This is a genomic window from Mesorhizobium humile, from assembly GCF_033977215.1.
Classification (GTDB): domain Bacteria; phylum Pseudomonadota; class Alphaproteobacteria; order Rhizobiales; family Rhizobiaceae; genus Mesorhizobium; species Mesorhizobium humile.
The window spans coordinates 71,791-90,915 of sequence record NZ_JAVIIV010000016.1; the positions used below are offsets into that span (position 1 = coordinate 71,791).

The 19,125-nt window shown below is 61.6% G+C and carries 18 protein-coding genes and 1 pseudogene; 15 read left to right on the forward strand and 4 right to left on the reverse strand.

The genetic code is table 11. From position 1 onward, the window contains the following. Positions 1-138: 138 nt before the first annotated feature. Positions 139-2,205 carry a hypothetical protein gene (locus RFM52_RS22410; protein ID WP_320293522.1) on the reverse strand — a complete coding sequence of 689 codons (2,067 nt, stop codon included), beginning with the start codon at positions 2,203-2,205 and terminating at the stop codon, positions 139-141. Positions 2,206-2,301: 96 nt separating this feature from the next. Further along, entirely contained in the window at positions 2,302-2,511 is a 210-nt protein-coding gene (locus RFM52_RS22415; RefSeq protein WP_320293523.1) for a hypothetical protein, read from the reverse strand. Positions 2,512-2,904: 393 nt separating this feature from the next. Between RFM52_RS22415 and RFM52_RS22420 the strand changes: the two genes are divergently transcribed. The 3 genes from RFM52_RS22420 (at position 2,905) to RFM52_RS22430 (ending at position 7,080) form a co-directional block, all read left to right on the forward strand. Further along, a complete protein-coding gene (locus tag RFM52_RS22420) occupies positions 2,905-3,096 on the forward strand; it encodes a hypothetical protein (protein ID WP_320293524.1) in 192 nt (63 codons plus the stop codon). 676 nt (positions 3,097-3,772) lie between these two features. Beyond that, positions 3,773-5,887, forward strand: coding sequence for a ParB/RepB/Spo0J family partition protein (locus tag RFM52_RS22425; RefSeq protein ID WP_320293525.1), 2,115 nt, complete (start codon positions 3,773-3,775; stop codon positions 5,885-5,887). 881 nt (positions 5,888-6,768) lie between these two features. After that, complete coding sequence (locus RFM52_RS22430) at positions 6,769-7,080, forward strand: DUF736 domain-containing protein (RefSeq protein WP_320293526.1); 312 nt, start codon at positions 6,769-6,771, stop codon at positions 7,078-7,080. 97 nt (positions 7,081-7,177) lie between these two features. Here RFM52_RS22430 and RFM52_RS22435 read toward each other — a convergent pair whose 3' ends face one another. Next, on the reverse strand, positions 7,178-7,696 hold the full coding sequence (locus tag RFM52_RS22435) for a Ros/MucR family transcriptional regulator (RefSeq protein WP_320293527.1): 519 nt from the start codon (positions 7,694-7,696) through the stop codon (positions 7,178-7,180). A 416-nt stretch (positions 7,697-8,112) separates the two neighbouring features. Between RFM52_RS22435 and RFM52_RS22440 the strand changes: the two genes are divergently transcribed. Next, on the forward strand, positions 8,113-9,318 hold the full coding sequence (locus tag RFM52_RS22440; protein ID WP_320293771.1) for a DUF932 domain-containing protein: 1,206 nt from the start codon (positions 8,113-8,115) through the stop codon (positions 9,316-9,318). Positions 9,319-9,493: 175 nt separating this feature from the next. On the opposite strand, the gene RFM52_RS22445 is transcribed toward RFM52_RS22440, so the two are convergent. Next, positions 9,494-9,727, reverse strand: coding sequence for a helix-turn-helix domain-containing protein (locus RFM52_RS22445; protein WP_320293528.1), 234 nt, complete (start codon positions 9,725-9,727; stop codon positions 9,494-9,496). Between the two features lie 79 nt (positions 9,728-9,806). Between RFM52_RS22445 and RFM52_RS22450 the strand changes: the two genes are divergently transcribed. The 11 genes and pseudogenes from RFM52_RS22450 (at position 9,807) to RFM52_RS22500 (ending at position 19,118) form a co-directional block, all read left to right on the forward strand. Then, complete coding sequence (locus RFM52_RS22450) at positions 9,807-10,085, forward strand: DNA -binding domain-containing protein (RefSeq protein ID WP_320293529.1); 279 nt, start codon at positions 9,807-9,809, stop codon at positions 10,083-10,085. A gap of 137 nt (positions 10,086-10,222) precedes the next feature. Continuing rightward, positions 10,223-10,432 (forward strand): transcriptional regulator domain-containing protein, encoded by a 210-nt coding sequence (locus RFM52_RS22455; protein WP_320293530.1) that lies wholly within the window; start codon positions 10,223-10,225, stop codon positions 10,430-10,432. A gap of 70 nt (positions 10,433-10,502) precedes the next feature. After that, positions 10,503-11,021: a DUF2285 domain-containing protein gene (locus RFM52_RS22460; RefSeq protein WP_320293531.1), complete on the forward strand. Its 519-nt coding sequence runs from the start codon at positions 10,503-10,505 to the stop codon at positions 11,019-11,021. A gap of 118 nt (positions 11,022-11,139) precedes the next feature. Beyond that, entirely contained in the window at positions 11,140-11,436 is a 297-nt protein-coding gene (locus RFM52_RS22465) for a helix-turn-helix transcriptional regulator (protein ID WP_320293532.1), read from the forward strand. A gap of 21 nt (positions 11,437-11,457) precedes the next feature. After that, positions 11,458-12,324 carry a replication initiator protein A gene (locus RFM52_RS22470; RefSeq protein WP_320293533.1) on the forward strand — a complete coding sequence of 289 codons (867 nt, stop codon included), beginning with the start codon at positions 11,458-11,460 and terminating at the stop codon, positions 12,322-12,324. Between the two features lie 307 nt (positions 12,325-12,631). Continuing rightward, positions 12,632-13,096: a DUF2840 domain-containing protein gene (locus RFM52_RS22475; RefSeq protein ID WP_320293772.1), complete on the forward strand. Its 465-nt coding sequence runs from the start codon at positions 12,632-12,634 to the stop codon at positions 13,094-13,096. After that, complete coding sequence (locus tag RFM52_RS22480) at positions 13,093-13,653, forward strand: S26 family signal peptidase (RefSeq protein WP_320293534.1); 561 nt, start codon at positions 13,093-13,095, stop codon at positions 13,651-13,653. Before RFM52_RS22475 ends, RFM52_RS22480 begins: the two co-directional genes overlap by 4 nt. Positions 13,654-13,688: 35 nt before the next feature. Next, positions 13,689-14,015 carry a DUF736 domain-containing protein gene (locus RFM52_RS22485; protein ID WP_320293535.1) on the forward strand — a complete coding sequence of 109 codons (327 nt, stop codon included), beginning with the start codon at positions 13,689-13,691 and terminating at the stop codon, positions 14,013-14,015. A gap of 59 nt (positions 14,016-14,074) precedes the next feature. Next, the gene (locus RFM52_RS22490; protein WP_320293536.1) at positions 14,075-15,109 is read left to right on the forward strand and encodes a lytic transglycosylase domain-containing protein; all 1,035 of its coding nucleotides are present in this window, start codon (positions 14,075-14,077) and stop codon (positions 15,107-15,109) included. A gap of 247 nt (positions 15,110-15,356) precedes the next feature. Further along, the gene (locus tag RFM52_RS22495; protein WP_320293537.1) at positions 15,357-17,096 is read left to right on the forward strand and encodes a relaxase/mobilization nuclease domain-containing protein; all 1,740 of its coding nucleotides are present in this window, start codon (positions 15,357-15,359) and stop codon (positions 17,094-17,096) included. A gap of 34 nt (positions 17,097-17,130) precedes the next feature. Then, positions 17,131-19,118 (forward strand): annotated as a pseudogene (locus RFM52_RS22500) (conjugal transfer protein TraG). The last annotated feature ends 7 nt before the right edge of the window (positions 19,119-19,125 follow it).

Sequence of the window (19,125 nt, forward strand, 5' to 3'; positions counted from 1 at the left end):
CACACGGGCTAACCTAAGATGAAGAGGGGCCGCTTCACCGGGAAAACAGATACACGTCGGCCCAGGACGGCGCGGCGACGCTTGCCTCTCCGGAGCGCAAAATTGCCGGCCTGACTCGTCAGACCGGCAATACCTGCGTTACCCCGCAACATCGGTTTTCGACGATGTTTCCTGGCGCTCCAACTCGTCCTCCGCGTCGTCGCCGACATCGGCGTACGGGTCGCTATCCTCCACTTCTTCGTCTTCGTCCCGATCGACCAGCGGGCTAGCCTTGGTGCCATAGGCTCTGCGGAAGGTGCGCGCCCAAATCACCATCTCCTCATCAATTCGGCGCAGTAAATCCCGCCAGGCTTCAGTGAGACGGGGCTCAACTCCCCGCGCTTCTACCAATGGCTGACTGTCATCTCCGAGCACCTTTGTCAGGTCCGCAAAAGCTTGGTCCACGGCATCAAATGCGCGGCTCAGAGCCGAAAGTGCATTGTCATAGCGGTCAGTGGGAGTATCGCCGGGTCGCGCAGCCTTGGCCTTGCCTGGCGGAGGAAACTCATTGCGAAGATAGATGTCGCTGATGGTCTGCTCTGACGAGCCGTCCGACTGAATCTTTACCTCACCAGACTCGTTAACCGCTCGCAGAGCCCTATTGGTCTCGAAGTCGAGCAGCGCCCGTCCAAGCTGATGAACCCCGTAAATGGAGCGACGCATCGTGTCGAGGATCTCGCCCGGTGTCCGGCGATCAGGCTGAGCGTTTCCTGATGAGCCGCGGTCGGCGTTCAGACGACCCGAAACCACCAAAGGGTATGAGGCGCGGACAGCCAGTTCCAGCGATGATGGCCCTGGTTCCTCCCCCGAAGTGCCGGTCTCAATCGCCTCGCGCACCTCCGAAAGTGCCGCCTGAATCAACTGATCGCTGGTCCTTCCCGTTGCCTCCCACTTCGCCCGATGCGTCGGCTTCCCGAAGGCATGGCGCAGGTAACGCCTGATTTGGTCGACCTTGGCAGGTTCATCTGCTACAGCCCGAAGGATGAGCGCTGTCGCCAGCTCGTTCATCATCTTTGTGGTGATCCGCTTTCGGGTCGACTGGCTTGTCACCGCAACCCGGATCGCCTCATCAAAACGTTCATCGTCATTCGTGAAAAGCTGGACAATCTGTGCTGCACGTAGCACCGGGTCTGTCGGCAGATGCGCTGCCGCCGCTTCTGATCGCGTACACGAGCCAGCAAAATAATCTCGTTGCGTCGATGAGATGAGATCCCGCCGGTGCAGTTCATCGAGCACTTCATCAGCGAGAGACTCGTTTTCTGGCCCTTCACCCCAAGGCTTCGGAGGATCTACGTGCCGCAAAGCAACGAGAGACTTCACCGCGGTCGGGAATCCGGTGCTGCCAGATGCATGCGGGCGAAACCCGAGCAAGATAAGGGCGGGAATACGCTCACAACGCAGCGCGACGACCGTCTCCTTATCACGCTCTCCGCGCTCGAAGGCGTCATTCAACTTACGAATATGAGCGCGGAATCTCGCATCGTTGTCATCGTATGGCACGTCGGCCGAATGGATGCGGAGGAGATTATGGACCGCGGTAGCTCTTGACGATCCCTCGACGGTAGTCAGCGTCGTCGCGGGTGCTGATCCGTCCGCGTGCAGGTACGTCGTCGGGACAAGCCACACGGCCTCCATCACCCCCTGTGACGCGATTGATGCACGCCAGTCGTTCTCCGCGAGAACGAAGGCCGCGGCCTGCTGACTTGCCCAGATCAGCTGGTGCCTGCTCTCGATGTCGACCGCGAGCTCAGCCTTCTCAGGATGGTTCTGATCCAGGCTCCTCGGCTCAGGAACCGGGCGGAACTTCGAATCCTCGCCGCCGCTGCCCGGATCAATGGCGAAGGGGTGACGACGAGAGGGAAGGGTACGCGGATTGCGCGGGTCAGGCATCGTGCGGCGCGCCCACACACTCGTCCGAACGCCGAGAAGCGTTCCGCCAGGAACTGCGATCCTCTCCACATCGGGGTCGGTTGGCTCGCCAATCGACTTCCGGACTTCAGACGGATCCACAACGGCAGCGGCGATCGAGGCTGCCGAGGCTTCAGACAGACCGAAGGCTTCGATCAATTTCTCCGAGAGAGTCTGTCGCGCCTTCGCATGTGCATATTCGGGAAGCCGCTCAACAGGACGCGGCAGGACGTGGCCATCCGTATTTTCAGGATTCATTGAAATCTCCATGCGGGCAATTGCTCGGCCCAAGAATTCATTGTCAGGGAATGAGCCGCCTCGCTTCCATACGAGGCGGCCCCATTCGCGGCTTGATTACAAGATGATCGACGACCGCATCTTCCGCCGAATCGTGGCGAACAAATTCTTCATTCCGCGGTGGTCAGACGGTGTGTCCGGCGCAAAGACCGGTCCGTCCATGTTGGGATGCTCGATCCGCCAGTGACCTCCACGGGTCTTGTTGGCAATGAAGCCCTGACGTTCGAGCAGGCGTCGCGCTTCTTTCATCTGACTGCTTGCAGCCACTTCCATTCTCCATAGGCAGGCGGCCGACAGCACACAGCTCATCTCGGCCGCAACACGGGGTTGAGGTTTCCGAGGTGCCAGGAGAATGGGTAAGATGCTCCATGCGCATCCTCCTTCCGCTTACCGGCAAATTCCGGCGTCACCGAAGGCGGCAACAGCGTGGAAGGAGTTTCCGAGACGTACAGAGCGACCCGGCGAACCGGCGTGTCCCTGCGTAGCCGCCCCTCGCTTCAGAAGTGAGGGTGAAAAACCCGCGTAGCTGCGTCGCGGTGTATTGAGCATGAAGAAGCGCGGTGAAAAGTCAATAGAGGAGTGTCATTTGGATGGAAGGTCCGCGACTGCACTCAACCAATTTGATCCAGATCCGGGGATCGCCCTGTTGGCCGCCGTAACATGGCGGTGCTGGAATCCTTTGTCTATGGCGACCCTGAGGTAGCCGGGGTTCGCAAATTCCTCTCGCTCGACGAAGTGACACCAGCGCTGATGGCCAAGTCCGGGCTGGACAGGCTCTTCGTCGAAACACGCAACGCCCCTCTCTATGTTCGCCTTTTGTGCTTCGATAGTTGCATAAAGGGCATAGTGTAACTGGCTGGGATCGTCACCGCGGGAAATCCAACAAGTCACAGAGCGTCTCCCCACCAAGAGCGCACATGGCACGTTCCACAAGCTCATGCGCGCGCACCGATCGCCACCGCGAACGCAGTTTAAACGCATTCCGACCTTATGGTCACGTACGCTGGCTGAGGATGAGCGGATTCCGCTCTGGCGGACGAGGCGCAATTCATACGGCACTCCTCGCCGGGGGTAGTCGGCCCCGCGTCCCGCCTTCGGCGGCGCTATGCTGACGCTCCTTCGGCTACCCTCTTAACCGGTCTCGTCGTTGCAGTCGGTCCCGCGTCGCGCCTGCGGCGCCGAAATGGCTGACGCTCCTACGGCTGCTTCTTTCTTTGGACAGCCGGGGCACTGCCCCGACTCGACAAATCCAGCACGCTGAGAATCCTTGGCAACATTCGCAAAAAGAGGGGAGAGATGGTCTTGGCCATCTCTCCCCCGCGAATGCCGCCTGCGACAGAGCCGGGCCGCTTGCTCGCAAGGCGGCGCATGATTGTCATTTCTGAACTGATCCGATCCGCCCCGCTCGAAACGCGCAGCCCAGCTCCGCTCGCCGGCATTCGCCCCCCTCTCTGCCGCGCGCTCACGCGCCCCCGGAAGGCATGCCGAGGGACATGCCTTCGGCATGTAACGGAAAAGGAACAGAACCATGACCATCCATTCAAAGAACGTTGAAGCCGCAAATGCCAGCGAGAGCGGCACCGAGGTTTTCATTCCGCTGAACAAGCTGAAGAAGTCGCCTCGCAACGCGCGCAAGACGCCGCACAGCGAGGCGATCATCGAGGCCTATGCGGCGAGCATCGCCGCCAAGGGTATCTTGCAGAACCTCGTGGTTGAGCCCGAGCTTGATGGCGAGGGCGCGGAGACCGGCTTCTATCTCGTCAGCATCGGCGAAGGCCGCAGGCTGGCGCAGCTGCTTCGCGTCAAGCGCAAGCAGATCAAGAAGACCGAACCGATCCGCTGTGTCGTCGATACCAAAAACGATCCGCACGAGATCAGCCTGGACGAGAACGTCACGCGCGAAGCCATGCATCCAGCCGACCAGTACGAGGCGTTTCGGCGTCTCAACGAAGAGCGCGGGTGGGGCGCGGAAGAGATTGCCGCCCGCTTCGGCGTGACGGCTCATGTGGTGCGGCAGCGCCTGCGGCTTGGTGCCGTCAGCCCCAAGCTCATGCAGGTCTACCGCGACGGTGATCTTACCCTTGATCAGCTGATGGCCTTCGCCCTCACCGAGGATCATGCCCGGCAGGAACAGGTTTTCGACGGCCTGACCTATAACCGCGATGCCTACATCATCCGCCGTGAACTGACACGGACCCACGTCGCGGCCACGGATCGCCGCGCCATCTTCATCGGCGCGGAAGCCTTTATCGAGGCCGGCGGCATGATTATTCGCGATCTGTTCACCGATGACCGTGGCGGCTTCTATGATGATGCAGCCTTGCTCGACCGGATGGTCATCGAAAAGCTCCAGAGCGTGGCCGAAACCATCAAGCAAGGCGAAGGCTGGAAATGGGCTGATGTCCATATCGACTATCCCCATGCACACGGCCTGCGCCGAACCTACCCGCAGCCGGTGGCTTTGTCGGAAGAAGACGAAGCCGCCTATGCGGTGGCATTCGAGGCGTTCAACCGGCTGACGGAAGAATGGAGTAGCGCCGAGGAATTGCCTGACGATGTCGACAAGAGATTCGGTATGCTTGAGGCAGAGATCGAGGGCGTCGATGCCCTGCGTCACGCTTACGACCCGGATGTCATTGCGCGGGGCGGGGTGTTTGTCGTGCTTTCCCATGACGGGACGGCCCGCATCGAACGCGGCTTCATCCGCGCCGATGACGATCAGCCGGAAGCCCAAGATGGCGACAATAGTTACACCATCAATGGTGACGGTGAGATCATCGAGGACGGTATCAGTCCTGACGCTGATAACGATGGCGACGACGAAGTTGAGGACGCCGGCAAGCCGCTTTCCGATCTTCTCGTCCGCGACCTGACCGCCCACCGAACGCTTGGCCTTCGCCTTGCGCTTGGCGAGCAACCGGACATCGCCCTTGTCGCCGTCACACACACGCTTGCTGCGCAGACTTTCTATCAGGGCGCGGAAGCCCATTGTCTCGAAATCCGACCGACCAGCCCCTACCTTGCTGGCCACGCGGATGGCATCGAAGACACGGCAGCGGCCAAGGCGCTGGCGGACCGTCATACGGGATGGGCGGCGGACATGCCGGTCGATGTAGCCGACCTGTGGGGCTTCATCGCCTCGCTTGATCACGCCAGCGTCATGGCGCTGTTTGCACATTGCGCCTCACTCACCGTCAACGCGGTGAAGCAGCCTTGGGAGCGCAAGCAGCGCGCCCACGAAACGGCGGACAGGCTGGCAACGGCGGTGGCGCTCGACATGACGGCACATTGGAGGCCGACCGCGCGCACCTATCTCGGGCGTGTCACCAAGGCGAACATCCTCGCTGCAGTGTGCGAGGCAGTGAGCGAAGAGGCAGCGGACAGGCTTGTCGCGCTAAAGAAGCAGCCGATGGCCGAAGCCGCCGAACAGTTGCTTTCTGGAACCGGTTGGCTTCCGGCACTCATGCGCACAACGGAGTATCCGACGCTGGTCGAACCGCTTGACGTAGCCGGTGAGGCAGCGGCGGACCCGGACGGGCTGTCTACGGCGGACCTTGTGCCTGTTGAAGAGACGGACTTGGCCGCAGCCGATAGCGGCAGCGCGGCTGAGGATGGCGAACCCTTCCACGTCGCAGCCGAGTGACACGCAAAGACCGGAGGCGCTTCGGCGGCTCCCGTCAGCCTTCCATCAGCCGTGAAAATCTTCGGCCGCGCGACCCGCGCGGCCCGGGACCTCGACAATACGACATGATGCTACGCTGAGCAGCGGGCAATATTCGTATGCATCGAGAAGATCAGAGGGTAGGGCGCCAGCTGGCCTTGCCTAGGCTGGTCTCGTTCTTGGCTTCTCCCAACGTCGAGTTTCATGCCCGCGACGCAAAGGCCGGCGGCGGACTCTCCCGGCAAAGCACCAGCGAGACACGCAAGCTTTGTGGTTGGCCTGATCACTCGGCACAGCGACGGAACGTCAGGTTAGATGGATCGTCCGCCTGTGGTCTCAATCAGGCTCATAAAGATCGGAGCGGGGAAGCTCGGGTCTTCGGGCTTGACGAAATGGCAGTTGCTGCTCTTCCGCAGTTCTATTTTCCAAACCGCTGAAATGCGATTGGGTCAGGGCAAAGAGCGGGGAAAGCCTGACTTTGTGATCAAGCGCCGCAGGGAAGTCATGCCCGTCTTGCCGGGAGTATGCTTCGCACTGATCCAAGACCCCTTTTGCGATGTGAATCCGAACGGATCGCCATTGCGACGGGTCCTCCTCCTGGCAAACCACGCCCATGGCGTCCTCGAATGGATTGGGTCTGACCGAGGACCGGCCTCGCCTCGATCGTCTTACCACAACAGCGGCGCTGCGTTTTCTTCCCCTGTCCGCTTTGCGGCCATTCCTTGCGATCCAAGAAAGCCTCACCCCGCCGTCTTCCACTTCGTTTCAGTCCCTTTGGGGATGCGGACCGATCGTCCCCGGTCCCACGACCACCATCGAGGTCGCGACGGGCGCGGCTCGATAGAACAGAAGGAACCACAGCAATGGCTACGATCGGCATCTTCACCAGCACCGCAAAGGGCTTCAAGGGCTCCGTCAAGACCCTCAACCTCAACGTCAAGACCGTGGATTTCGTCCCCGCCGAAGGCGACAACGAAAAGGGTCCGGACTACCGCATCTTCGCCGGCGCCACCGAGTTCGGTGCGGCTTGGAAGAAGACTTCGCGCGAGGGGCGCGACTACCACTCCGTCAAGCTCGACGATCCGAGCTTCCCCGCTCCGATCTATGCGAGCCTGGTCGAGACCGAAACGCAGGGCGAGTTCTCGCTCATCTGGTCCCGCCGCGCCGCCGAGTGAAACCGGCAAACAAGACAAAGCCCCGGCGCGACGCGCCGGGGCTTCACCATGCTCACGTCCGCCACCGCCCGGACAATAGGCAATTCACTGCGGCAGGCTAGATCTTGGCGGCAGTTTTGCTCGTTTTCTTGACCGGTGACTTTGCAGTCGCCGCGGTCACGGTCGCTGCAGCGGCGCGAGGTGCCCGTTTGGCCACTTTGGGTGCCGCTGCCTTACGTCCGAGCCCCGACGCTTTCGCCAGGACCGAGCGTGCGGCTGCGTAGTTCGGCGCCACCATCGGATAGTCGGAGGGCAGGTTCCATTTCTGCCGGTATTCCTCGGGGCTCAGATTGTAGTGGACTCCGATATGGCGCTTCAGGGATTTGAACTTTTTTCCGTCCTCCAGGCAGATGATGAAGTCCGGCGTCACCGACTTCCTGATCGACACCGCCGGTTCCTGCTTGACCACAGGTTCCGTCACTGGCGTGCCGATCCCTTGCAGAGCGGCATGGATATCGCCGATCAGCTTCGGCAGCTCGCCGACCGGCAGCGGATTGTTCGATACATAGGCGGCGACAATGTCGGCGGCGATCGACACGATTTCCGTTTGGCCGTCTTGTTCGGATGAAATGGTCATGCAGTTTTCCTCTTGGTCTATCGGACGCACCAAAGACGTGTGATTACCCGTTCCGCCAATTTGGCAAATAGTCCGTTTCCTTTCTACAATCCACTCCTCTCGCCAATATTATAACGGCAAGCTTCGCTTTCATCGTTCTGATCGGCTGCGGAGTACCCTTGCCGATCCATTGGGAAGCGAGGAACTTCCCCTCGCTTCCCCGCCATTGCCGCCTGTGCAGAGCAGGGCCGCCGGCTCGCAAAGCGGCAGATTACGCCACAACTTCCGATCGTTTCCATTCGCCCCGCTCGACCGTGCAGCTCGGCTCCGCGCGCCGGCATTGGCCCCCATCACTCCCGCGCGCTCACGCGCCCCCGGAAGGCATGCCGGGGGACATGCCTTCGGCATTCAAGGAAAAAGGAGTGACCACGATGAACATGATCACGAACACCAAGAGCACTGACAACAACCAGCAGCAGCCTGTTTCCGAGGCCTTTCGCGTCGACATCTCGCGCGGCGAGCGCATCGGTCGCGTCTCGTCGGAATGGTTTTCGCGCCCCGATGACGAACGCTATCTTTCGCTGACAGAACTCTACGACGCCGTGCGTAGCCGAGCGGATCACGCCACCGCCCGCACTGTGGAGAGCCGCGCCATTCGTGTCGAAGCGAGCCGTGACAATGCGGAGAGGCTTTCTCTGATAGTCCCCGGGCAAGACCAGCCGATTGCGCCCACGCATTGGAGCTTCGGCCAGCTTTGCAGCCTTATTGGTGCGCCCGCGACGTACATGCGCCAGCTTCCCGCACCGCTGGCAGGCATCAACCTGCAGCACGGCTTGCTCAATCACCGCGCCGAGCTTGTGAAAACCCTGGAGGCCGAAGACGGACGCATCGAGCTTCGCGCCGTCACTGGCCCTGACTACGGCCGTATCTGGGACCGCGAACTTGTCGCCGCCGTCATGAAGATCGCCGGCAACGGTACCGGCGACACCATGTGGAAGGTTCCCGGCGTGCTGGATTGGGCGACCATGACGCATAACCCGTTGGTAGACATCACCAAGGATACCACCACGCTCTACGCCAGCGACCGAGACGTGTTCCTGTTTCTGGTTGATGACAAACACCCGATCGAAGCCGGACGGCTGCCGAACGGAGAGCCGGATTTGTATTTCCGGGGTTTTTATTGCTGGAACAGCGAAGTTGGCAGCAAGACCCTTGGGATAGCAAGCTTCTATCTCCGCGCGGTATGCATGAACCGCAACCTTTGGGGCGTGGAGGGGTTCGAGGAAATCAGCATTCGGCATTCGAAATTCGCAGCGCAGCGTTTTGTTCACGAGGCAGCGCCGGCGCTGACGAGTTTTGCCAACTCATCGCCGGCGCCATTCATCGCCGGCATCAAGGCCGCCCGCGAAAGGATCGTCGCCCACAGCGATGACGACCGCGAAAACTTCCTGCGCAAGCGCGGTTTGTCCAAGGCCGAGACTGGGAAGATCATCGAGGCAGTCTTGCAGGAGGAAGGCAGGCCGCCCGAAAGCATCTTCGATTTCGTGCAGGGCATGACCGCGCATGCACGAACCAAGTCCCATCAAGACAGCCGTCTCGAGCTTGAAGGAAAGGCAAAGGCGTTGCTTGAGAAGGCAACCTAACGGTCTCGACACTGCGCGGTCGGAGATCCGGCCGCGCACCTCAACGACGGAGTTTTACACCGATCCGCGAACGCGGATCGACTGCCGCGGCCGTCTGGCTAGCGGCCGCCGCTCGCCGGGCTCCGCCCGGCTCGCGACGCGACTTCGGCCACGGAGACGATAAGGAAAGCCAGGTTCACCGCGATTTTGTAGCGCGCAAGGGAGGCCGCTTCAGTAGATCCGCTGCCTCGACACCGAGAACTTTTGCCAGTTTGTCGACGACATCAATCGTCGCGCCATAGATGCTGCGTTCTAACGCACTGATGTAGGTGCGATCGACTTCTGCGCGGTGGGCCAGCTCTTCCTGTGAAAGCCCGGCCGACTGTCGACACCGCCTCAGATTGCGGGCAAATACCTCGCGTATTTCCATGCCTGCGAATGCAAGGCATTGTCGAGTATCCAACCACGGAGTATTCTCTACAAAATGACTTCAAGAAGGGAAATCGCGTTTGCTCAAGCCGCTGCTCGATCCCGATGTCGCTGATGTTGCGCCGGACGTCGCCATCCTGACCGGCTACGACGAGGAGCGTCTCCTCACTTACGTCCGCCTTCTCGATGCCGCAGCCGAGGATGCTGATTGGCGAGAGGTGGCCAGGATCGTTCTGCACATTGATCCCGCGAAAGAGCCAGAACGGGCATTCCGGGCTTGGGAAACACATCTCGCTCGTGCTCGATGGATGACGACCAACGGCTACCGGTATCTCCTGGCAGGCGGTGCACCACACTAGGCATTCTCGAATCCGGAGCTGTGCTGAATCAACAAACCGGTTTGCCGAATCTCTGACTACCCAAGCCAACCGTCGCTTCGGATGCTGACTTCGAAGCTCACGGCCAACTGTGGGCATCGGATGAAGGGACCGTTGCCATGTCGCGAAGCGGTTGGGCCGATCCGGCAGCGTACGAGCATATGCGCGACTATGAAGCCTCGGAATTTGCCGCCGAGTATCTGATCCGTAATGACGCCTTCGCTGCGGAAGCTGACCTGCTGACATCGGCTATGATCACGCCTGGAGAATTGATCGGCCCGCCAGACTTCGCCGGGCGATGGGGCGCGCGATTTCACAGTTGTCGGTGATGAGCCCCTATCACCCAAACACATCGTCTGGACGGAAGAGGCTTCGCCACGGGTTCTTCGCGCGACAAGGTTGGCAGCTTCCGCGGGCTCTTTGCGGCCGGCCATTCGATTAATTCAACTTGGCACGGCCGACATCTGGACCGAGGCGGAGCAACGTCATGTCGTATGGCCAAGCACCTCCGGGAAGCACCACATCCTTATCGATACGCCGGACGACGCCGATAGCATCGATGCCGTCGTATTGGTGCTCGATGAGAACTTCGAAACTCGCCTCGATGCGGCTCGTCGGTTCTGGCGGTCGCTGAACAGTCGCCCGTCTGGCACTTCGTATGGCTCCCTGCCACAACAGACGAAGCTGAGACACATCCTCAATCTGCGCGCCCACGATGCGAAGCGAGCGAAGGCGGCCTACCGTCGCATCGCCGAAGAGCTCCTGTCCAGCGATCCGATAGCTGCGCGCGACTGGCGCGACCATCATCTTCGCCACAAGGTGCGTGCGATCCTGCGCCGTGCCGACCGGCTGGTCGCGGGTGGCTATCGCGACCTTCTCCTCTATCCCCAAAGCCGCGGCCGTAAATCTGACCGCTGAGATCCTTTCGGCGGGGGTACAAAAACACGGCACCGATCTTTGCCCTCCCTTCCTTTTTCTCAATTCGGCCATCGTCCGTTTCGCGCGTCCCGGCAGGCCAGGACGACAGCAGAACCGAATGGAGATCGAGCAAATGTCGAGTGGTCCCGCGGACGCGCACAAAAAATATCTTCGGACGAAGGAGGCTGCTCCTGTCGTCGGCCTTTGCGCCCGTACCTTGGAGAAGCACCGGACCTACGGTACCGGTCCCAAGTACCGCAAGGTCGGCGGCCGTGTCCTCTACGACATCGACGATTTGCACGCCTGGATCGAGCTTGGCGCGCGAACGTCCACCAGCGACACCGACGCTACTTATCTGCCGCCCGCGAAGCCACATGCGGCACGCGCGCCGGCTTATGCCGGCAAGCCGCGCTGAGCCTGGTTCCTGAGAGCGGACATGCGGCCACCTCCAACAGACCTCGAACCCATCGCGCTTTTCCATGCGCGGCCCGGCAATATGGCGTTGCGCGATGCGCAAGACCTGATGGCCTGGCCGTTCTTCTCGCTGGCCAAATCGCGCCGGATCACACCGATCGATTTTCGGATGGGGGAGGTCGCCATCCGCGTCGAGGCGACCGTCGAGCACGGCATGGCAACCATCTGGGATGCCGACATCCTGATCTGGGCGGCGTCACAGATTGTCGATGCGCGTGACAATGGGTTGCGCACCTCACGCATGATGGCGGCAACGCCGCACGAAATCCTGACCTTCATCGGTCGCGGCACGTCCGCCCGGGAATATCAGCTGCTCAAGGCAGCACTTGACCGGCTTCAATCGACCACCGTCGCCACCTCGATCCGCCAGCCCACCGAGCGGCGCATGCATCGCTTCTCCTGGATCAACGAATGGAAGGAGCGGGTCGACAATCGCGGCAGGCAGCTCGGCATCGAGCTTGTTCTGCCGGACTGGTTCTACGCCGGCATCATGGTCGATGCCTTCGTGCTCACCATCGACCGCGCCTATTTCGACCTGACAGGCGGCATCGAGCGCTGGCTCTACCGTCTCGTGCGCAAGCATGGCGGGCGACAGGCGCATGGCTGGTCGTTCGACTTGCGCCATCTCCACGTCAAATCCGGCAGTCTCTCCGCATACAAGCGCTTCGCATTCGAAGTTCGCGGCATCGTGCGCCGCCAATCACTGCCGGGCTATCGGCTCGTGCTCGGCATTTCCCAAGCCGGCGGGCCACTGCTCACGTTCAAGGCCAGTCACCGGGATCCGTTCAGCCGCTTCGGAAAGACGAGGGCGACGGAGGACAACCTGTGAACCAGCACGTCATTTCAGGAACCCGCGGACACGGGATTTCGGGAACCCGATCCTCGTCATTTCAGGAACCCGAACCGCACTCAACCTGTGGAACCGGAAGCCGAATTCGCGCCTCTAACTTATCTAACTTCGAATCCTTCGGATTCTTTCTAACGGAACGTCCGGTTCCGGAGGTCCGTGGACGACTTCTGTCACGGCGCCGTTGGTGCGCGTGCAACAAGATCGATTGCCGACTCGTCACCATACTGAATCAGCTTCAGGCATCAGCTGCCAAATCGACTGGCCACCTCCTGCAACCGAGGGCGGCATGAGCGACCTCACCCATGTCGAACTGCTGTGGCTGAAGAAGCGGATTGAGAACTACATCCGTTTCGGCAAACCCGTCGAAAACAGGATCATCGATAAAAGCCGCCGCGTCGTCGCTTTCGAGGTTGGAAGCATCTTCGCGTTCGTCCGCTGGACGGCCAACGACTTTGGTACAATCGCCTCGCGCATCGACATTCTGCGCGCCGTCGGTGCCGGCAAGCGCTGTTCGACCGTCGCCTATGTGCGACCTGGCGCCGATATCCTTTTGACCGCCATTGGCTGGCCGAAGGTTGAGAAAGTGCTCGAGATCATCGATGCCGTCGAAGCGCTCGGCATCGACGCGATGGATGTCTCGCCGGAATACTGGCGACATGTCCATAGTCGCCTCGCTGCGCGTGAGAATCCAAGGGCTTACACAAGGCAGCGGCACGAAGCATGGCTGCTACGTCGCAGGATCGAGCCATGAGCGCGCGCGGCAAGAACGTTGTGGCAATGCTCGCCGGCGCGGCGCTTGTCGTCTTCCCAGCCTTAAGCAGAGAGACGCCGTGGTTGATCTGGAACGCATCGGCGAGCGTGCCGATCGGACTCTATCGCGTCGAGCCTGGCCGCAAGATCCATGTCGGCGATCTCGCCGCCGTGATGCCGCCCGAGCCGCTGGCGGACTTCCTCGTAGAGCGCGGATATCTGCCGCGCGGCTTGCCGCTCTTGAAGCACGTCCTGGCGCTCGGCGGTGAGACCGTCTGCCGCCAAGGGACGGCCATCATCGCGCGTGGCAAGACCTATGGATATGCGCGCGACCGCGACGGCAAAGGCCGATCCCTGCCCGTCTGGGAGGGCTGCCGTGTGCTTGTCGACGGCGAAGTATTCCTGATGAACCGGGACGCCGCCGACAGTTTTGACAGCCGCTATTTCGGCCCACTGCCAGTCACCGCCATCGTCGGCCGGGCGGTCCCTCTCTGGACCGTCGACCGCATTTCCCCGGCGCCGGATGCTTCCGGCAAACCGGCTCCCGGCGAGCCGTGACGGCTCGTTTCCCTTCACCACGAAAGGACAACTGCATGACTCAGATCGGCACTTTTACCCGCAACGATGACGGCTTCTTCGGAAATATCTGTACGCTGACCATCGACGCAAAGCTCGCCATCCTCGCCGTCGAGAAATCGGATGTGGAAAATGCACCGGAACACCGCATCTACTGCGATGGCGTCGAGATCGGAGCGGCGTGGGATCGCACCGGCGACAAGGCCGGCGCTTATCTCTCTGTGCTCATCGACGATCCGTCGTTCACGCAGCCGATCCGCGCCAATCTGTTCCAGGTTGCCACCGAAAAAGACGTCTGGAACCTGCACTGGAGCCGGCCCTCGAAGCGCGAAGAGCGACCCTGAGTTCGATGTTTCGATCGCGCGTCATCGATCTTGTACTAGCAAACCCTTTGATAGATCGAGTGCCGGTCAAACCCTTCGACCCGATCGCCGGTCAGGCGGCCGTCGCGCGCAGCGGAGGTCAAGGGCGACCGGGCACTTGTCCTTCGATGGGGGCGTTGTTTGCGCTGCCACGCATGGGACCCAGGTCCGGTCGGCGAAGCCTTGCCCTTGATGGAAGCGAGCACGGCGGCAGGCTGTCGGCGTGTCGGGACGGCGGCGCACGCGTCATCGTCCAACAATGCATTGCGATGCTCTCCGCATGCGCATTTATCATACTTGGCTCCGCGGTCGACGCAGCAGAATTGTCGCCGCGAGCGGTGCTCAAACCTTGCATCCGGACAGCGATCGAGACGAGGGGCGACTGGTCCGCCTACGTCTGTGAGGCTGCCAAACGTTTTGACCTTCCCGAGCGCTTGATACGCGCCGTGATGGATATCGAGAGCGTTGGTGATGTCCATGCCTTCTCACCCAAAGGTGCCATGGGCTTGATGCAGATCATGCCTGCCACGTGGCGAGAGCTGCGTATCAAACACGGTCTCGGCAACGATCCATTCGATCCTCGCGACAACATCATGGCCGGCGCCGCCTATCTTCGCGAGATGCTCGATCGCTTCGGTCCGAAAGGTTTTATCGCCGCCTACAATGCCGGACCACAACGCTATGAGGAGCATCTTTCGACCGGTCGTTCGCTGCCTCGCGAGACGATCGACTACGCTGCGAAGCTTATGCCGCTGATCAAAGGCGCGATCGAGATTGCTCCTCGCTCGCAAGGATTGGGAACCAGGTCGAGCGCGGATCGCTCGCAGCTTTTTGAGCGCGGCGCTCGCGCGACGAATGACGCCGTTTCGCGCGGCAGCGGAGGCGTCGAGCGCGTCGGCCAGACTGTATTCACGGAAATCCGTTCAGCCGATGCGCCGTCGAAGATCGACAGCGCGGTGAACGATCTGACGGCGCTTGAACCGCCGCCGCATACTGCGTCCGAAGATGTTCGTCCCACAATGAGGCGGGCTGCGAACAACCTGTTCATCCCACGATCCGCCGGTGCTGCGCGATGACCACCGGATTTGTCGCAAATGGCACTTTGGCCTGTTCTGCCGTGGGATTTGCGGCGGGAGGGGAGCTCATCGGGGAAGTCGGGGAGGGATGGCTAGATAAAAGGCCGCGATGTGCGGCTGTTGGCGGTCGTGGTTTTTCAAGGGGTTACGCAGCAGTTTCGCGAGGTGCGCTGGTGTTGCGCCCCTCGCGGCAATCCGGTTTTCCAATTTTTCTCAGCGACTTGGCGCGATGTGCGCGGCATCTGCCATGAGCGGCGAGGGCGATTTTCGCATTCGGCTAGGCCGCATCCGCTCGACTCGAGCCCAGCAGTCCAGGCCGTTCATTGCCCAGGCACTCGCCGCTGCACAGAAGGCCGGCGGACACGTCTCGCGATCCGGCAGGATCACGTCCGGCAATTGCTCGCGCTTCGGCCGCGGCCAGCGTGCCGCCGTTCAGGCCAACCGCCTGTTGACGGGACGCTCCCGCATCGCCGTTATCAAGACGCGCGTTGTTCGGCACCTGGCGCGATCGGCACCGCTGTCGGCGCACCTCAATTATCTCCGCCGCGAGGGGGTCACTCGCGATGGAGAAAAAGCGCGGTTGTTCGGACCCGAAACCGACAATGCCGACCCGAAAGACTTTGCCGAGCGCAGCGTGGACGACCGGCATCACTTCCGCTTCATTGTCTCGCCCGAGGACGCGGTGGAGATAGCCGATCTCAAGACCTTCGCCCGCGACCTCATGGGGCAGATGGAGAAGGACTTGGGCACGAAACTCGATTGGGTCGGCGTCGATCACTGGAACACCGACAACCCGCATGTGCATATCATCCTGCGCGGACGGGCCGACGATGGCCAGGACCTCGTCATCTCTCGCGACTACATCAAGCAGGGAATGCGCGACCGGGCGCAGGACCTCATCACCCAGGAGCTAGGGCCGCGCACCGATCACGAGATCCGTCGCAATCTCGAACGGCAGATCGAGGCGGAACGCTGGACCAATCTCGATCGCCAGCTTGCGCGCGACGGCTATCGCACAGCCGTCATCGACATGGCGCCAAGCCCAGACCGCCAGCCCGACGAATTCCATGCTTTGAAAGTCGGGCGACTTCAAAAGCTGGAGGCCCTCGGCCTCGCCGATCAGATCGGTCCCGGCCAATGGGTCATGTCTGAGAATGCCGAAGTAATGCTGCGCGAACTCGGCGAGCGCGGCGATATCATCAAACGCATCCATCGCGGCTTGACCGAAAGCGGCATCGAGCGCGGGACAGCGAACTATGTGCTGGCCGGCGAAAGTCTCGATGATCCCATAATTGGCCGCCTGGTCGATCGCGGCCTCGACGATGAGTTGAAGGGAACGGCCTATGCCGTGGTCGATGGCACGGACGGACGCACCCATCACATCAAGCTGCCCGACCTCGACGCCGCCGGCGACAGCGCGCCTGGGTCGATTGTCGAGCTTCGCAAGTTCGATGATGCGCTGGGTCGCCGACGGGTGGCACTTGCCATCCGCTCCGACTTCGACATCGAACGGCAGATCATCGCGACCGGGGCCACCTGGCTCGACCGCCAGGCGATCGCGCGCGAGCCGGTGGCCCTCGGTAGTGGCGGCTTCGGCGCCGAGGTCCGCGACGCCATGGGCCGCCGCGCAGAACGCCTGATCGAACAAGGTTTTGCCGAACGCCAAGGCGGCAGCATGACATTTACCCGAAACCTGATCGACACCCTGCGCAAGCGCGAGATCGAAGCGCTGGGCGATAAGCTCGCCGCCGAGATCGGGCGTCCCTTCAATCGATCGACCAGCGGTGACTATGTCGCCGGCAATTACCGCCAGCGTTTCGCGCTCGCCTCCGGGCGCTTCGCCATGATCGATGACGGGCTCGGCTTCCAGTTGGTGCCCTGGTCGCCCTCGCTGGAAAAGCAACTCGGCCAGCATGTCTCCGGCGTGACGCGCAACGATGGCGGCATCGACTGGACCTTTGGCCGAAAACGCGGGCTCGGGCTGTGATCCACATATCGTCATGAGGAAGGGAAGCGTCGCCATGTCCGCCACCAAAATCCTTTGGGGCCAGATCCTCATCGTCTTCTTGATCGTGCTCGTCACCACCTGGGCGTCGACGCAATATGTCGCTTGGCAGCTCGGGTTTCAGCCGCAGCTTGGAACGCCCTGGTTCAGGCTCGCAGGGATGCCGGTCTACTTGCCTCCAGCGTTCTTCGCCTGGTGGTTCTCTTATGACGCCTACGCGCCGGAGATTTTCACCAAGGGCGCTTACATCGCTACGTCAGGCGGCTTCATCTCGATCGCGGTCGCCATCGGCATGTCGGTGTGGCGTGCACGGGAGGCCAAGAATGCAGAGACCTACGGTTCGGCGCGCTGGGCCGAAAAGGGCGAGGTCAAAGCTGCGGGCCTGCTCGGTCCCGAAGGTGTTGTCCTCGGTAAGCTGGAGCGCGACTATCTTCGCCACGATGGGCCAGAGCATGTTCTGTGTTTCGCACCGACCCGATCCGGCAAGGGCGTCGGCCTCGTTGTGCCATCGCTTCTGACCTGGCCGGGCTCCGCGATTGTCCACGACATCAAGGGCGAGAACTGGCAGCTCACCGCCGGTTTCCGGGCTCGTCACGGCCGCGTTCTGCTGTTCGACCCGACCAATGCGAAATCCTCCGCCTACAATCCTCTCCTGGAAGTGCGGCGTGGCGAATGGGAGGTCCGCGACGTCCAGAACATCGCCGACATTCTGGTTGATCCCGAGGGCTCGCTCGAACGGCGCAACCACTGGGAGAAGACCAGTCATGCCCTTTTGGTCGGCGCCATCCTGCACGTCCTCTATGCCGAGGCCGACAAGACGCTTGCCGGCGTCGGGGCCTTCCTGTCCGACCCGAAGCGACCGATCGAATCGACGCTCGCAGCGATGATGAAGACGGCACATCTTGGGCCAAGCGGTCCCCATCCCGTGATCGCGTCGGCTGCTCGTGAACTGCTGAACAAGTCAGACAACGAGCGCTCCGGGGTGCTATCGACCGCCATGTCGTTCTTGGGCCTGTATCGGGATCCCGTCGTCGCCGAAGTGACGCGCCGTTGCGACTGGCGCATCGGCGACATCGTCGGCGGCAAGGATCCGGCCACGCTTTACCTCGTCGTGCCGCCGTCGGACATCAACCGGACAAAGCCTCTGATCCGTCTGATCCTCAACCAGATCGGTCGCCGGCTCACCGAAAATCTCAACGAGAAATCGGATCGGCATCGACTGCTGCTGATGCTGGATGAGTTCCCGGCACTGGGTCGGCTGGATTTCTTCGAGAGCGCTTTGGCGTTCATGGCGGGATACGGCCTGAAAGCCTTCCTCATCGCTCAATCGCTGAACCAGATCGAAAAGGCCTACGGCCCGAGCAACTCGATCCTCGACAACTGCCATGTGCGCGTCAGCTTCGCGACCAACGATGAGCGGACTGCGAAGCGGGTGTCGGACGCGCTCGGCACAGCCACCGAGATGAAGGCCATGAAAAACTATGCCGGGCACCGTCTGTCGCCCTGGCTTGGTCACCTGATGGTCTCGCGGTCCGAGACCGCGCGACCGCTGCTCACCCCCGGCGAGATCATGCAACTCCCACCGGCCGATGAAATCGTCATGGTGGCGGGTACGCCACCAATCCGGGCAAGGAAGGCGCGCTACTACGAGGACCCCGGTTTCAGGAGCGGATATTGCCACCGCCCGTCCTGCCAAGATCGAAGGCCGCGCACACAGACGACTGGAGCGCGCTGCCGCGCCCCGTCCGGTCGGAGATCAACACGCCTGTCGGCGACCAGGCGCGCGCCGATGATAGCGATCCGACGGAATCCGAGCGCCGGCATCAACCGGAGTTGAGCAGGGTCCGGACCGTCGAGAAGAAGGAGCCAACCGACAACGAGTTCGTGCTCGATCCAGGCGACGACCTGGAGGACGACGCCATCCGCAACAGTCGGATGAAGCGCATGATGCAGGGCGTCGCGCGGCAGGTCTCGCTCGACCCAAATGACGGTATGGAGCTGTGAAAGGCGA

Excerpts from the sequence above, each read along its gene's own strand:
- RFM52_RS22445 (WP_320293528.1), bottom strand. The coding sequence starts at position 9,727 with ATGGAAATACGCGAGGTATTTGCCCGCAATCTGAGGCGGTGTCGACAG.
- RFM52_RS22470 (WP_320293533.1), top strand. The coding sequence starts at position 11,458 with ATGCGGCCACCTCCAACAGACCTCGAACCCATCGCGCTTTTCCATGCG.
- RFM52_RS22420 (WP_320293524.1), top strand. The coding sequence starts at position 2,905 with ATGGCGGTGCTGGAATCCTTTGTCTATGGCGACCCTGAGGTAGCCGGG.
- RFM52_RS22465 (WP_320293532.1), top strand. The coding sequence starts at position 11,140 with ATGGAGATCGAGCAAATGTCGAGTGGTCCCGCGGACGCGCACAAAAAA.
- RFM52_RS22425 (WP_320293525.1), top strand. The coding sequence starts at position 3,773 with ATGACCATCCATTCAAAGAACGTTGAAGCCGCAAATGCCAGCGAGAGC.
- RFM52_RS22435 (WP_320293527.1), bottom strand. The coding sequence starts at position 7,696 with ATGACCATTTCATCCGAACAAGACGGCCAAACGGAAATCGTGTCGATC.
- RFM52_RS22455 (WP_320293530.1), top strand. The coding sequence starts at position 10,223 with ATGTCGCGAAGCGGTTGGGCCGATCCGGCAGCGTACGAGCATATGCGC.
- RFM52_RS22440 (WP_320293771.1), top strand. The coding sequence starts at position 8,113 with ATGATCACGAACACCAAGAGCACTGACAACAACCAGCAGCAGCCTGTT.
- RFM52_RS22430 (WP_320293526.1), top strand. The coding sequence starts at position 6,769 with ATGGCTACGATCGGCATCTTCACCAGCACCGCAAAGGGCTTCAAGGGC.
- RFM52_RS22495 (WP_320293537.1), top strand. The coding sequence starts at position 15,357 with ATGAGCGGCGAGGGCGATTTTCGCATTCGGCTAGGCCGCATCCGCTCG.
- RFM52_RS22410 (WP_320293522.1), bottom strand. The coding sequence starts at position 2,205 with ATGAATCCTGAAAATACGGATGGCCACGTCCTGCCGCGTCCTGTTGAG.
- RFM52_RS22475 (WP_320293772.1), top strand. The coding sequence starts at position 12,632 with ATGAGCGACCTCACCCATGTCGAACTGCTGTGGCTGAAGAAGCGGATT.
- RFM52_RS22485 (WP_320293535.1), top strand. The coding sequence starts at position 13,689 with ATGACTCAGATCGGCACTTTTACCCGCAACGATGACGGCTTCTTCGGA.
- RFM52_RS22480 (WP_320293534.1), top strand. The coding sequence starts at position 13,093 with ATGAGCGCGCGCGGCAAGAACGTTGTGGCAATGCTCGCCGGCGCGGCG.